The organism is Paenibacillus brasilensis, from assembly GCF_009363115.1.
Classification (GTDB): domain Bacteria; phylum Bacillota; class Bacilli; order Paenibacillales; family Paenibacillaceae; genus Paenibacillus; species Paenibacillus brasilensis.
The window spans coordinates 1,976,022-1,990,704 of sequence record NZ_CP045298.1 but is presented as its reverse complement, the minus strand read 5'-3'; the positions used below and the strand labels follow the sequence as shown (position 1 = coordinate 1,990,704).

At 44.3% G+C, this 14,683-nt stretch carries 11 protein-coding genes and 2 pseudogenes; 8 read left to right on the top strand and 5 right to left on the bottom strand.

The genetic code is table 11. From position 1 onward, the window contains the following. Nucleotides 1-3 precede the first annotated feature (3 nt). Nucleotides 4-714: pseudogene (locus tag GCU48_RS09380) on the bottom strand (flavodoxin domain-containing protein); the annotation flags it as partial. A 19-nt stretch (nucleotides 715-733) separates the two neighbouring features. Here GCU48_RS09380 and GCU48_RS09375 point away from each other — a divergent pair. From GCU48_RS09375 to GCU48_RS09355, 6 genes and pseudogenes are all read left to right on the top strand, one after another. Beyond that, nucleotides 734-1,249: a tyrosine-type recombinase/integrase gene (locus tag GCU48_RS09375; RefSeq protein WP_152379825.1), complete on the top strand. Its 516-nt coding sequence runs from the start codon at nucleotides 734-736 to the stop codon at nucleotides 1,247-1,249. 3 nt (nucleotides 1,250-1,252) lie between these two features. Further along, nucleotides 1,253-1,564 (top strand): hypothetical protein, encoded by a 312-nt coding sequence (locus tag GCU48_RS26855; RefSeq protein WP_167518670.1) that lies wholly within the window; start codon nucleotides 1,253-1,255, stop codon nucleotides 1,562-1,564. A 98-nt stretch (nucleotides 1,565-1,662) separates the two neighbouring features. Beyond that, the gene (locus tag GCU48_RS09370; RefSeq protein ID WP_244316158.1) at nucleotides 1,663-3,258 is read left to right on the top strand and encodes a tyrosine-type recombinase/integrase; all 1,596 of its coding nucleotides are present in this window, start codon (nucleotides 1,663-1,665) and stop codon (nucleotides 3,256-3,258) included. Nucleotides 3,259-3,562: 304 nt separating this feature from the next. Further along, nucleotides 3,563-3,928: a YolD-like family protein gene (locus GCU48_RS09365; protein WP_167518669.1), complete on the top strand. Its 366-nt coding sequence runs from the start codon at nucleotides 3,563-3,565 to the stop codon at nucleotides 3,926-3,928. Nucleotides 3,929-4,520: 592 nt separating this feature from the next. Next, entirely contained in the window at nucleotides 4,521-5,741 is a 1,221-nt protein-coding gene (locus GCU48_RS09360) for an IS110 family RNA-guided transposase (protein ID WP_152379822.1), read from the top strand. A gap of 299 nt (nucleotides 5,742-6,040) precedes the next feature. Beyond that, a pseudogene (locus tag GCU48_RS09355) lies at nucleotides 6,041-7,114 on the top strand (IS3 family transposase). 421 nt (nucleotides 7,115-7,535) lie between these two features. Here the strand turns inward: GCU48_RS09355 and GCU48_RS09350 are convergent. After that, nucleotides 7,536-8,972 (bottom strand): MFS transporter, encoded by a 1,437-nt coding sequence (locus GCU48_RS09350; protein WP_152379821.1) that lies wholly within the window; start codon nucleotides 8,970-8,972, stop codon nucleotides 7,536-7,538. An 11-nt stretch (nucleotides 8,973-8,983) separates the two neighbouring features. Between GCU48_RS09350 and GCU48_RS09345 the strand changes: the two genes are divergently transcribed. Continuing rightward, the gene (locus GCU48_RS09345; protein WP_244316156.1) at nucleotides 8,984-9,682 is read left to right on the top strand and encodes an ArsR/SmtB family transcription factor; all 699 of its coding nucleotides are present in this window, start codon (nucleotides 8,984-8,986) and stop codon (nucleotides 9,680-9,682) included. A 524-nt stretch (nucleotides 9,683-10,206) separates the two neighbouring features. Here GCU48_RS09345 and hxlB read toward each other — a convergent pair. The 3 genes from hxlB to pepT form a co-directional block, all read right to left on the bottom strand. Then, nucleotides 10,207-10,764, bottom strand: a complete 558-nt coding sequence (hxlB, locus tag GCU48_RS09340; protein WP_152379820.1) for a 6-phospho-3-hexuloisomerase — start codon at nucleotides 10,762-10,764, stop codon at nucleotides 10,207-10,209. 5 nt (nucleotides 10,765-10,769) lie between these two features. Further along, a complete protein-coding gene (hxlA, locus tag GCU48_RS09335) occupies nucleotides 10,770-11,405 on the bottom strand; it encodes a 3-hexulose-6-phosphate synthase (protein WP_152379819.1) in 636 nt (211 codons plus the stop codon). A 655-nt stretch (nucleotides 11,406-12,060) separates the two neighbouring features. Further along, the gene (gene pepT / locus GCU48_RS09325; RefSeq protein WP_152379818.1) at nucleotides 12,061-13,296 is read right to left on the bottom strand and encodes a peptidase T; all 1,236 of its coding nucleotides are present in this window, start codon (nucleotides 13,294-13,296) and stop codon (nucleotides 12,061-12,063) included. Between the two features lie 200 nt (nucleotides 13,297-13,496). Here pepT and GCU48_RS09320 point away from each other — a divergent pair, with 200 nt between their 5' ends. Further along, nucleotides 13,497-14,561 carry a LacI family DNA-binding transcriptional regulator gene (locus GCU48_RS09320; RefSeq protein WP_152379817.1) on the top strand — a complete coding sequence of 355 codons (1,065 nt, stop codon included), beginning with the start codon at nucleotides 13,497-13,499 and terminating at the stop codon, nucleotides 14,559-14,561. Nucleotides 14,562-14,683 lie beyond the last annotated feature (122 nt).

Sequence of the window (14,683 nt, the reverse complement as noted above, 5' to 3'; positions counted from 1 at the left end):
TGTTCAAATGACGCTAAGCAGTAGATCCGAGACAAACTCAGCGGCATTTTTAATTTTCTTCACTTTTTCATCTTCTGTAGGATAGAAACGAATGCGTACCGGGAACTCCACATGCGTCATACCAGTCGACTTGATGACATCAGAAGTGCTTTGGACCTTCATATTGGTACCGTTCAAGTAATCCTGTACGACTTCAATGGCTTCCCCGCTCCAGCCGTAGGAACCAAAGGCGGCAGCGAGCTTACCTTCCAGGTTCATCTTTTGCATTTGTTGCAGCAGGTCTTCCAGCTTACCCGTCATATCGGCATATTTGGTAGAGCTACCGACGAAAACAGCATCCGCTGAGGCAATACTATTCAAAATCTCCGTTTCATCTGCCTTATCTACGTCCCATAGCTCCACCTTGATTTGGTTCTCCACAAAGCAGTCTTTCAGGATGTTTGCCATTTTTTTTGTATTATTTTTTAATGTGGCATAAACAATTACTACTTTTTTATCATCCTTGGTTTCGGTACTCATAGAGGCGTACAAATCAATAAACTTTGCAATATCATGTCGGATCGCGAAGCCATGGGAAGGAGCAATCATCTCAATATCCAGGTCAGAAATAGCTTCGATTAATGTACGCACATATCTTCGATGCGGATGAATAATGGCCTGATAGTATCCGATAAAGTCCTCGGTGATATCAAAACCGGCCTCATCGGCAAAAATTGAAGCATTATTTTTGAACATGAGAGACATGCTAATTGTTCGAATTCTTTTTGAGACAGGAATACGAGCCAGTGAACTTCTAAACCTTGCAATCAGTGACTTTAACATTGGGAAGAAGAGTATCCTAGTGAGGGTTTCGAAAACCAGAGCCGGGGAAAATCGAACCGTCTATGTTACTTCTGATACGATCAATTTATTCCAGGATTATATTATTGAATTTCACAGTTCACAAACCAATATTGATCACGTTTTTTTTAATTTAAGTGGTAAAAATAAAGGTGAGCAGATGTCCTATTGGGGTTTGCAGGCGCTGATAAAGCGTTTAAATCGGAAAGCTGAGGTAGACTTCACCGCCCACATGTTTCGTCATACATGTGCAACACAATTAAACGATAAAGGTATCAGTGCTGTCTCACTGAAAAATTTATTAGGGCATGCCCACATCCAAACTACTCTCCAAATGTACGTCCATCCTTCTGACGAGACTATCCGGAAGCACTGGGAACAAGCTATTTCTCATGAAAGTAAGGAGTAATGCATGAATCAAGTTATTCAACAATTAGCTAATAAGAAGATCAATTCACTCTTGCCGCTACCGGAATATTTTACGAATGATATTTGGGAAAGCAATGCTATGGCTGAGATCCTTCACCTGAAGCATTTTCCTAACTATAATAGAAATTTTCGATTCGATATGATTGAAAATCCTAATTTTAGAGAGGAAGTAAAACGATACTTCTACACCAATTTAATAAACGGTCGCTGGTCCTTGCAACGATGGTTGGTCAAACTTATACCTCTGTTCTCTTCTTCAGTAAGTTCATATCGGATATTTATCCTGAAGCAATAAGTATCCTGGATTGTCCTCAGGAAAAGGTCAGGAAATTATATCTCGTACATTTAAAGAACCATAAAAAGGCAAGAGTTACTTCCAGTAAACCGTCACGAATGAGCTCCTCATACAGATATTTCTACTCAGTTGTTGATCAAGTCTATAAATTTCTATTTGATTTATATGATGATCGGTCCGAAGAAGAGAAAGATATATGGAGTATTGAAAAGCTAGGCTTACCTTACAATATGTCTCGTAGAGAAACACAAATTAATTTCACAAATATACACGCTACTTACAGGGGGTTTGTAAAAAAATATTTCTATCACGTTTTGATTCTTCAACGACAAATCAGCATTGCCACTGCATTTAATATTTTGAAAAAAGTGTATCTATTTTTTAATTTTATTGCTGAGAGACATCCGGATTGGACTGATACTAGAAACCTTCAGAGAACTGACATTGAAGCATTTTTAGAGCATATATGGAAAGTTGATATGGGTGGTAACAATCATATCAAAATTAGAACGCCCAGCAGCCGGCATGTTAGCGAGTGTATAGCAAATGCTAGAAGGATATTGGAATATGCTCAGATTTATGGATGGAATGAAGCTCCTACGGAGCCTGTTCACCTATTAATAGTGAAAGAAGATATGCCAAGAAGGGAAAGAAAGAATTATTATGATCACATCAAGCACATACCTGACCATATATGGGAGCAGGTACAGAATAATCTGCATCTGCTCCATTCATCTTTAGCTCGATTGGTACTTGTAATGGAAGCCAGCGGTTTCCGAGTGTCCGATGTATGTCAATTAGATGTGGATTGCCTGGTATACAAATCTAATGGTTGGTGGCTTAAAGGTGACCAGCGTAAGGTCAATCATATAGATCACCTGGTTCCCATATCCGAAGAAATTGTATCAGTCGTAAAACTCCAGCAGGAATACCTTCAGACTGAAGAAATCTATAACCCATATCGTTTTCTATTTCCCCATGTCATTGGCAAAGCGTCTGGTAAAGCAATGTCTCAGAAAACGGTTAGTACAGCTCTTGACCGTCTAGCAGAGAAACTTGACCTTCGTGATACTGCCGGGAACATATACAATTTTAGAAACCATGCTTTCAGGCATCGTTATGGAGTGAATTTGATCAACAACGGAATGCAAATTCTACACGTTCAAAAGCTCATGGCTCAAACGAGTCCAGAAATGACTCTTACGTATGCTCGTATTCTGGATGATACCCTTCGTAAAGAGTGGGAAAAAGCTCATACCTCTATCCGCCTGAATGTAACCGGCAAACCCGTCATGGTAGATATTTCAGTACAAGCCGAGGAAAACGGGCTTGAGCTAGATTGGATACGACATCATTTGGATTCCGTCCGGATGGATCATGGATTTTGCATTAAAAGCCCCAAGTTACACTGTGATTTTCTAGAACAGACTTTGGAACCACCCTGTATTAAAAATAATTGTCGGAGCTTCCATGTGGATACTACATTCTTGGACTATTACACGAGTCAGATTGATCAATTGGAGAGCGACGTAGCTGTATATATGGCTAAAGGTAGAACACGCTCCATAGAGCTGGTACAGCTTAAAATAAAGCGTTATAAGGAGATCAGGGATTCACTTTTGGCTGACAAGCCGATTATGGGGATAGAAAAAGATAAGCGGGAATATGTCGGGAGTGAACGTCATGGCCAATAAACATCCGGATGTATCCGGGTTAAAAATAATGCAATACAAAAAAGAGAACTTGCTATAGCTCGTGGGTGGGCTGCTGTAAGATCACTGCAAGCAGAAGGTGTTCAGGTTAATTTTAGTTCAGTTTCAAATCACTCAGGTGTTTCTAAGTCATTCCTTTATGGACATTCTGAGTTACGCACAGAAATTGGACGTTTACGAGGTCTAGCGCCCGCTGATAGCCGCAATGGCGGGCGTTGAGCAACTTAAGTGACAGCTATGAAAACTTGTGATCATTTTAAAAATCAACTAAGACAGGATGTGCACCATGGAAAATTATCCGGGATCAAGGCGTGATGAACGAAAGAAATGGAACAGTGCTTTCATATTACCAGAGCATCGCAAACGCATTAATGAATTTTATTTATCCCAAAACGATGTTCCCCAGCCTGCATTAAGCTCTGATGAATTAGAAGAACTAAATTATGCGGTGCTTCAATATTTAAATGAGCGTTGTGCCGTAGAGATTACCTATTATCGGCAGAAAGCAATTCATCGTATCACAGGGTATTTGATAAAATGTGATCCAATAAGCGGTATTCTAACTCTCCAGAATCTTGGCCAAGATTTTAAACACCTCCTCTTGAGCGAGGTGTTATCAATACGATTATCTTCTGAAGTTGAGCCCAAGTAAAATTATACAAGCTATGCTTGATTTTCTTTCCTTGTTTTGTTTGAAGAGGATATGGATGTATTATCTCGTAATATGCGAATGCCGAGAGAAGGATGCGCCACGGTTCCTTAAAGTCGGAATGCTGGAATCGTATTACAACATAAGAAGACCGTGAGCACAGCGTCCCAGTAGGGGCGTACTGGCTCTAAGGTTAGAGAGGTTCCGCCAACAAAACGCAGAGTTCGTAGGCTAAAGAGAAGAATTCAGTAAAATAGCATCTTTTCGGTACGTTAATGAATGCAGCACAAATGAAAATGATGTTTATATGAAGAAAATAAAGTTCTAGACTGGGAAATAAAAGTATTAGACGCCCATGCCGCTAACGCAGCACCAACAGATGATGAAAATGGTAGGCATGCGATATAATTTACTTACGGCTGGCGAAGGCAGGTCGGCAGTCAATGGTGCTTCGAGCCCGAGTATTAGACTGACCCTAACGACCAGGTGCACCACAGATTGTTGCTCCGAATTTGGAAGCACGCAGGATAGAATAACCATATGTGGTTGTTGCACCAGCCCCTTCAATCTTGCTGCCGTAAGGAGAAGGCTACGAATGGACGTTGTTTACAGTCATGTGTGCGGACTTGACGTTCATAAAAAGAACATCGTTGCCTGCACCATCACGCCTGAAGGTAAAGAAATCCGTACGTTTGGCACGATGACCGACGATTTAATTTTGCTTGTAGATTGGCTCAAAGTCAAGGAATGCACTCATGTAGCGATGGAAAGCACTGGAGCATATTGGAAACCAATCTACAACCTGTTGGAGCTTGAGGAGATTGAGACTCTTGTTGTGAATGCCCAGCACATCAAGAATGTTCCGGGACGCAAGACTGACGTCAAAGACGCGGAATGGATTGCTGGATTGCTCCGGCATGGTCTATTGAAGGGTAGCTTTATCCCAAATCGCGAGCAAAGAGAGCTGAGGGAATTGATTCGCTACCGCCGTAGTCTCATCGAAGAGCGAGCTCGGGAAGTCAGCCGCATTCAAAAGGTACTGGAAGGAGCAAACATCAAGCTTTCCTCGGTTGCCAGCAATGTGCTTGGGAAATCAGGACGTGCAATGATTGAGGCGATGATTGCTGGCGAAACCGATCCTGAAGCTTTATCTGATCTGGCAAAACGAAAGTTGAAAAGCAAAAAAGCGGATTTGAAGCGAGCATTGAACGGCTTAATGGGCCCTCATCAGAAACTGATGCTGGGAGCTCAGCTCCGTCACGTCGATTATTTGGACGAAGAGATTGGCAGGTTGGATGAGGAAATTAAAAAGCGCATGCTCCCTTTTGATGAAGACTTGGAACTGCTTGACACCATCCCAGGTGTGGCACGAAGAACAGCAGAGACTATTCTAGCCGAAATTGGCTCTAATATGAATCAGTATCCTTCCGCCGCCCATTTATGTTCTTGGGCAGGGCTGTGTCCGGGTCAGAATGAAAGCGCCGGAAAACGATTGTCCGGCAAGACGCGAAAAGGAAATAAGAAACTCCGAAGTACGCTTGTAGAAGCTGCGAAGGCTGCGGCTAGAACAAAAGAAACGTATTTATCCAGCCAGTATCATCGGATTTCCGCGCGTCGGGGAGCTAACCGAGCGACGGTTGCAGTAGCACACAGTATATTATCTATGGTTTACTATATTCTTAAGCGGAAACAACCCTACATCGAGCTAGGTCCAACCTACTACGAGAAACGAAAACGGGATGTGATCATCAAGCATTCCATTAAGAAACTGGAGTCATTAGGTGTATCAATTACTGTGAATACGGCAGCTTCCTGATCGTTATGCAAACCATACATTACTAATGCCCCTGGCTATTTTTTTGTTTGCCGGAGGGTCGCTTTCTTGTTGCCTTTTTTAGGTGTTCTACGGAGCGATATTTTCAGGATAGACTGACGTTTCTTCATTAAGCTAACGGGCAGTTATGCGTGGAAAAAGTCTTCAAAGTGGTATTATCCCCTTCTAGTAGACAAGAGAAAAAAGACATCTGGTAAGATGGACTTAATCTTGTTGAACGGAGGGGATTTTTCATGGCTAAAAAGGGACAATCATTCCGGCAATAATCCTTAGATGTAAAGATGGAGGCAGTCCGGTTGGTGAACGAAGAACATATGAGTATTCGTGAAGTGGCGAAACAATTGGACATTCGTAGTAAATCCCAAGTGCAAAGCTGGGTGATGAAATATCGAGCGGGGGAGAAGCTCCAGCCAACGACCACAAGGCAGGGACGACCCAAAACGAAATTTTCCAGTATGGAAGAAGAGATGGCGTATCTACGGGCGGAGATTGAATATTTAAAAAAGCAGTATCCAAATCTACACAAGGAGTGACGAGGAAAGAAGCAAGGTTTGAAATTATTGAGGGAATGCGAACACGATATTCGGTGAAATGGTTACTTGAATTAGCCCATGTTTCTCGGGCAGGATATTATAAATGGAGAAAGACTCAGCAAACAACCCAGCAGCGTAAACAAGAGGAAGAGCTCCTGGAATCGCATATGTTGTCGATCCACCGGATTCATCCCTATTTTGGTTATCTGCGTATGACCGTTGCTTTACGTAGAGAAGGTATCTTGGTCAATCACAAAAAGGTGTACCGCCTAATGAAGAAATTGGGGATCCGTTCCGTCATTCGAAAGAAGCGGCGCTTTTTCGGCAAACAGGCATCTGTGGTAAATGCCAACCGATTAGATCGACAATTTCAGGCAGATGCTCCTTTATCCAAGCTGGTTACCGATATTACATACATACGAGCTGGAGAGCGGTTTGTATATCTCTCTGTCATTCAAGATCTGTTTAACAATGAAATCGTGGCTTGGTGTCTTTCGGAGCGAAATGACCTTGCTCTAGTTAGCGAGACGCTAGACGTTCTAAGTAAGAATGTGAACATGGAGGGTGTCATTCTCCATTCAGACCAGGGGTTTCAGTATACCTCCAAGCCATTCAAGGCGTGGAAATTGCCTAGACAATGCCTGTATAGAATCCTTCTTTTCTCATCTTAAAACAGAGAAGATTTATTTAACGAAACCCGGAACCCTAGCGGAGGTAGAGCAACACGTACGGGAGTACATTTCATTTTATAATGAAAATAGATTTCAAAAAAAATTAAACAACCGTTCCCCGATTGAATACCGAGAAACGGTTGCTGCTTAAAGATGTCTTTTTAGATCTGTCTACTTGACAGGGGTATGACCAAAGGGCTGGATAACAAATGGAACTTTTATTGTTTCCATACCGTAATGTTAATCAATTACAAGAGGGAGGCTTTAAATAGGATTATTTAGAAAAGCATACACTGGCTCTTTTATTTTCTATAATAAATTTCAAACTATAATACTTTCCATTTTCGTATTCGGTGTAATTGACTTGTTACTTTATTCTGATGTTCTTATGGCTTCGATAATGATTCCAGAGTTCACACCTCTCATTGTAGCAGTTGTATTTGTTTATGGACTCTATAAGTATTTTAAATACTTGAAGGGTAAACGTTAAATTGTTGTTGCAGGTTCAACTAAAGGGCAGTTATCAATTAACAGCGGCAGTCTAAGACTTTATTTTCACCTAACATGTGAAACTATATTTTTCTGGAACAGTACCAGTGGAACAAGTGCAATGAGGCCATAGCGAGTAAAGCAAGCAGTACTGTACAAGCTGCCAAAATCCAAAGTTCACGAAAAGCCAATAGCCCTGAGTTTGAGTTAAGCCGAATCATTAAGGCGGCCGTTGAAGTGCCCACGGCGAGCCCAATATTATGCACCATTCGCTGAACAGATCCGATTGTTCCCTGTAATTCAAGGCCTACCGAACCCATAATAGCCGCTAGATTAGCGGGAATAAATAAACCTGCGCCAAAACCGTAGAACAGCAATAAAGCACCAAATGTAATGCTATGCCAGTCGAGCTGCATTGTACTTAACGTAAAAAGAGCAATACACATGATCCCCAGTCCTGATAACGTTGACGGAATTATGCCGTAGGAACCGACAAGCTTTCCCGAAAGCCCGGACAGCATAACGAGACCTAACGGGGCTGCTAAATTCACTAATCCGACCTGCCATGGCATAAGGTGGGTTACCCCTTCAAGATAGTATGCCGGTACGATAAAAGCAATTGCAGTGGCGAAGCCCAGGACAACTTGGGACAGTATCGGGACAACAAAAGCACCGCTGCGGAATAGTGACAATGGAACTATCGGGTTCGTTACTCGAGTATCCCACATGATGTAGCCGATTAAAGCTAACGTAAAGAAGCAGTATGGAAGCATCCCTGGAAATCCGGGTAATGAATCTGCCGAAAGTCCGTAGAGAAGACTAAATATAGCAATACCCAGAAGAAAGTTGCCCACTAAGTTGAGAGGAACTCGACTAACTTCCTCTTTTGTCACCCTTATAATCCTATAGCACCCCCACAGTCCCATTGCACAAATAGGGATGTTTATCCAAAAAATCCAACGCCATCCTACGAATGAGAGAAGCAGTCCTCCAGCGCTTGGTCCCAATACATTGCCAAGTCCAAGTATCATTCCCAAGGTCCCTAAAGCAGCCCCTTGCCTTTCTTTTGGAATGCAAGTGGTGATAATAGCCGCTGATGTTGCTTGGAGCATCGCAGCTCCAATTCCCTGCAGCCCCCTAAACAATATCAGTTGAGGAACGGAAAGTGCACTTCCGCACAGAATGGATGCGATAGCAAATACGGCCAAACCCATTGAATAAACCTTCATTCGACCGACCCGGTCGCTAATACGGCCGAAAACGATTATTGTGGAACTAAGTGAAAGTAGATACAGAGTCACCGTCCAAGCAACGACATTAACATTGATGTGAAAAGTCTGTCCAAGTGTTGGCAACGCCACGTTCATAATGCCCGTATCCAGTGTAGATAGAAAAAAACCAACCCCAGCCGTAACAATAATTGCCCAGTAGCGAGCGGTTGTATGTTGTTGGTTGACTGCTGTCAATCCTTGCATATTCACTTCCCCAACTTTCTTTTTTATTTTATGAGATTGTAGCATGCCATTATTTCATGTATCATCGAAATATGAATATGTACAAAAATATAGCTTCTATCGCAGCTCTCTTTGGCGACCCGACACGTACTACGATCCTGGCTTCTCTTGTCGATGGGCGGCCACTAACCGCAGGCGAACTGGCCTATATTGCCGAAGTGTCGCCACAAACGGCTAGCGCTCACCTCACCAAGTTGGTCAAAGGAGGGCTTATAGTTATGGAGCCGCAAGGGCGGCATCGTTATTATCGACTGGCAAGTTCGAAAGTGGCGGAAGTTATGGAGGAAATGGCCTCTCTCACGACTCCTGCTCCTACTCGATCCTTGCGTGAATCTGATCAAGCAAAGGCGCTCCGTTTTGCCAGGACATGTTATGAGCATTTGGCCGGCGAGCTTGGGGTAGCGATTACCAATGCATTATTGAAGAAGGAGTACATTCAGGAATCGGATGAAAAGTACCGACTTACTGCATTAGGAGAAAAGTGGCTCATAGAGTTCGGAGTGAAAATAGACGGTTTAAACAGGCTTGCATGCTCAATTCCTCGCCACATCGACTGGACTGAACGGCACTACCATATTGGAGGTCCTATCGCGGTTGGCATCACTCGCCGTCTTATTGAACTGGGTTTTATCTCCAGGGGACCTGCGAGGCGCTCTATTCTAATTACAGAAGCTGGGCGTATTCAAATTCAACGAGAGTTCGATCTGGAGTTATAGAGCGGCCTCACTATACGTCAGCAGCAGTGGTGCTCTTGGAACGGTTGTTAAAGCAGCTCCATATCATCAATTAACGGGGCTTCCTAACATAGACTCCATTTGAACGTATATGTGGAATCGATCGAATAAGCGTCGGTTTCATGATAATATCGTGAGCCGGCGCTTTTTCTGTGGGGATTCTTCCAAACAGACGATACTCAGATTCAGAAACGATTTATTCAAGTAACGGGAAACGTTAGTTAAATGAGACAGTGACAGTCTAGGAGTTTATTTTCTGTTTGATATCTGGAATATACCGAGGATGGTTCAGCCATCCTTATTTCTGTGCTGGCATTCTTTCTATGAATATATGTTCTTTGTGATTCATGCCCCTATCTTACTGGGCTATTCAAAATTAAGTCTTGATAACCATAAACCCCGGCCTGTTATGAGTATTTCTCTTATGAAGCAGAAAAGCAGGCTGTCCTTCACATGTTTTGACATGTAAAAGGCAGCCTGCCTTGTTATTGCAGAGGTATAGCGCTCTATTCCAAATTGGCGTGCTGACCAAACATCGACTCGGAAGTCAGCTTGCGCAGCTCCATCGTTTTGAGTACCAACGCGTCGCCATACAGCAGCAGGGTTTGCTCAAACAATGAGCCCATAGGCTGAATCGTCTGGTAATCCTTGTTGGCCGGGTCCTTGGGGGCGCCAGGCAGCTTGACGATGATGTCAGCCAGCTTGCCAATGGTGGACGCTGGCGAAGTGGTTAGAAGCGCCAGGGAGGCCCCGAGCTTCTTGGCTTTTTCCGCCATGGAGGTCAGGCTTTTGGTTTCACCGGAGCCTGAGCCTATCAGCAGCAAATCACCTTTACCCAGGCCGGGAGTTACGGTTTCTCCAACCACGTATGCTTGAATTCCCATATGCATCAGCCGCATTGCCAGCGAACGGATCATGAATCCTGAACGGCCCGCCCCGGCTACGAACACCTTGTTCGCAGCAGTGATGGAGTGAATCAGCCGTTCCGATTCCGCATTACTGATCAATTGTGGAACCAGTTGCAGCTCCTTGAGCACCTGGGATAAATATTGAGAGGTTTCCATTGGAATTAACCTTGTTTGATAAGCTGTTGCATTTGAGAAGCCACAGTCTTCTTGTCGTCCTCGCCAGTGATCCCACCGCCGACAATAACCAGATCCGGTTGAGCCTTCACAACCTCAGCCAATGTGCTTAGCTTAATGCCGCCAGCCACGGCTGTTTTGGAGTTTTTTACGACTTTTTTAACGGTTTGCAGTGCTTCGAACGGGCTTTGTCCTTCCGCTTGCAGATCGTAGCCTGTATGCACACAAATATAGTCTACGCCGAGCGCGTCGATTTCTTTGGCACGTTGCTCCAGGTTTTTAACCCCAATCATGTCCACCAGGATTTTTTTGCCGCCCTGTTTTTTAGCCTCTTCAACTGCGCCTTTGATCGTTGCATCTTCAGCTACAGCCAGAATTGTAACGATATCAGCCCCGGCTTCGGATGCTTTTTGCACCTCATAACCGCCTGCATCCATAACCTTGAGGTCAGCAAGTACCTTCAGATTCGGGAATGCTTCTTTCATTGCTTTTACCGCATGAAGTCCTTCATTGATGACAATCGGCGTACCGATTTCAACGATATCAATATACGATTCTACTTCTTTTACCAATGCAATACCTTGCGGGATATCTACTAAGTCTAAAGCTAATTGAAGCTCCATGTTATTAACTTCACTCCTTTGGTGAATTTGTATTTGATTAACGAGTACATGTTCTGTTAAGTGTTATCTATTCATGGACTCCATGCACAGGTTTGATTGTAAGGCTCGGGTATCTGCTTGAAAAGTACGCACTAATTCGTAACGTAGTTACCCAGACGATACTGTAGCTTCTAAAAAAACCACTCGTGAGGAGGGGGCTATATCTCTCATCTTCTTGGCGGATTTCACAGCAGGAAACCGACTATTCGTAGAGCTTCTGCCCGAATATGTTCAATTGCTTCACAATAATGACGAGGAAGTACGAAGGTTATGAAGATAGAGGGAACCGCGTATATTATTTAAAGTTGGTCAACCCGTTTAAGGGGGCTTCCTCATGAAAAAGGCATTAATCCCGGTAACTATGGTCTTGGCATTTCTAAGTATTGCTCTTCCGGTGGCAGATGCAGTTAAAGGGTTAACCCACCTATTTCCTTCAAATCATGTGTCTTTTCTCATTAGGTGTGAGCTTTGGATTTCCATGATAAGGTCCAGCAGGGCTTATGTAAATAAAGGGAGCACACTTTTGCGCATATTGCGATCAGTGGCTCCCTTTTTTATACCGATTACTTATTTTACGATGTAGGATGTCAGATTATTGGCCAGCTGCTGCATTGTTTCACTTGCCGCGCTGTTCGAATAATTGAACGATTTCAACAATAACCTTGCTTGCAAGCACCATGTTGTCCACGGATACATATTCAAATTTACCGTGATAGTTCTCTCCACCCGTAAAAATATTCGGTGTAGGCAGTCCCATATAGGACAGCTGTGAACCGTCTGTACCACCACGGATTGGCTTAATGATAGGCTCAATATTCAGCTTCTTCATCGCTTCATAAGCAATGTCCACGATATGTTTGACCGGCTCGATTTTCTCCTTCATGTTGTAATACTGATCTCTCAGCTCCAGTGTGATGCGATTTTCTCCGTAAGCGGCTTGCAGCTCTTTCACCACGTTCGTTACATAAGCCTTCCGGTTCTCAAAGCTCTTACGATCAAAATCACGGATAATATAGTGTAGTTTTGCCTGTTCTGCCGTGCCTGTGGTTTCCAGTAGATGGTAGAATCCATCGTAGCCGTCCGTATATTCCGGGGCTTCGTCCGCAGGCAGACGGCTATGCAGTTCCATGGCGATTTTGGCAGCATGGACCATTTTGTTTTTAGCCGTACCGGGATGGACACTCACCCCGTGGATGGTAATATGGGCGGCTGCCGCGTTGAAGCTTTCATACTCCAGTTCTCCAAGGGGGCCGCCATCCACGGTATAAGCATATTTAGCGCCAAAAGCAGCTACATCAAAGCGTTGCGGTCCTCTTCCAATCTCCTCGTCCGGTGTAAAGGCAACGCGGATCTTGCCATGCTTGATTTCTGGGTGATCTATCAGGTAGTGTACCGCTGTCATGATTTCTGCGATCCCGGCTTTGTTGTCTGCGCCAAGCAGGGTGGTACCGTCTGTGGTAATCAATGTGTGGCCTTTATATTGCGCCAATTCGGGAAACTCACGCGGAGAAAGAACCACACCAAGCGACGCATTCAGCGTGATATCTCCTCCGTCATAATTTTCCGTCAGTTGCGGCTTTACCCCTGCGCCAGTCAGCTCGGTTGCCGTATCCAGGTGCGCGAGAAAGCCAATGACGGGAACTTCTTTATCCGTATTGGAAGGAAGGGTTGCCATCACATAACCGTTATCATCAATGGTTACGTCCGTCATACCGATGGCTTTCAATTCACCCACCAGGAGATTGCCCAATGTGAGCTGTCCTGGCGTGGTGGGGCAGGTGTGGCTGCTTTCGTCGGATTGGGTATCTACCTGAACATAAGTGGTCAGGCGGTCGATCAGTTCCTGTTTCATGTGTATATCCTCCTTGGTATCATTACTGATATAATGGGAATTTTCTAAAACTCTAATGATATGTATTTTATCATGATTGGGCTTATATATGAAAAAAATGGATTGGGTTCTCAGATGACGGGTTGTGTTGCACGGGTGCGGCGAGTAAGATAACAGTAAAAGAAAGTAAAAATGAAGTAAAACGATTAAAGGAGTCTGCAATGCCTACGTTAAAAGATATCGCTCAGGAGGCGGAGGTCTCTATTTCAACGGTCTCCCGAGTATTGAATTATGATGAAACACTGTCAGTGTCAGAGGAAACACGGCGTAGAATTTTTGAGGTTGCCGAACGGATGAAATACACGACTGTTAAACGTAAAAATGGCGGTATCGGCCGTCAGCCCCGCAAAAAGGCGGAGGGGCCGATCCGACTGGGGATGGTACACTGGTTGAGTGCGTACCATGAATTGGAGGACCCTTATTATCTGTCTATCCGGTTTGGCGTGGAGAAAGAATGCCGCCAAAGCGGGGCGCAGCTGGAGCGTATTTTCAGACGGGAAGATTTGGCCGCCCTGAAGACGTTGTCTGAAGGGCTGCACGGACTCATCGTGCTGGGGCATTTTAGCAGCAAAGAGATAGAACACATGCTGGAGCTGCCTATTCCTTGTGTCTTTCTGGATCACCCGGTGGAGCGCACGGGCGCAGACTATGTAGTCATTGACCTCGCGCGCGCTGCGGCTGACGCGCTCGATTATTTGATGGACGCGGGTCATCGCCATATCGGATATGTGGGCATGGGACAGGACGAGCAAGCTCATGATTCAGAACGGGCCGAGCTGGATGCCCGCTATGAGACCTTTTTGCAGTACAAGGAGCAGCACGGATTATGCACATCGGATGATGTGCATGAGTGCAGAGGAACAGCGGCGGACGGTTTTCTCGCGATGGAAGCCGCGATCCTGGCAGGTCCGGAACGTTTGCCTACGGCCTTCTTCATAGCAAGCGATTCAGTGGCTATTGGAGCATTGAAGGCGCTGGAGCAGCATCACATTGCTGTCCCGGAACGTATCTCAATTGTTGGTTTCAATGATATTCCGACAGCTGAATATTTGACGCCATCCCTAACAACGGTCAAAACGTATCCCGAACTGATGGGGGAGACGGGCGTTCAGCTTTTGCTGCATACGGTGCGTAACGGTCCGAACGAGGTAGGACGCAAAGTCACTATTCCGACTGAGCTGATGATTCGCAACAGCAGTGCACCGCTGTATACTCATTCAAATTAGAAATAACAAATGAATTTAAGCAGCTCCGGTGTACCGGGGCTGTTTGTGCTATGGGCGAATACAAAAATGGAATTGACAATTAACTTGTAAGTGCTTACATTAAAAATATAATTATTTTACTA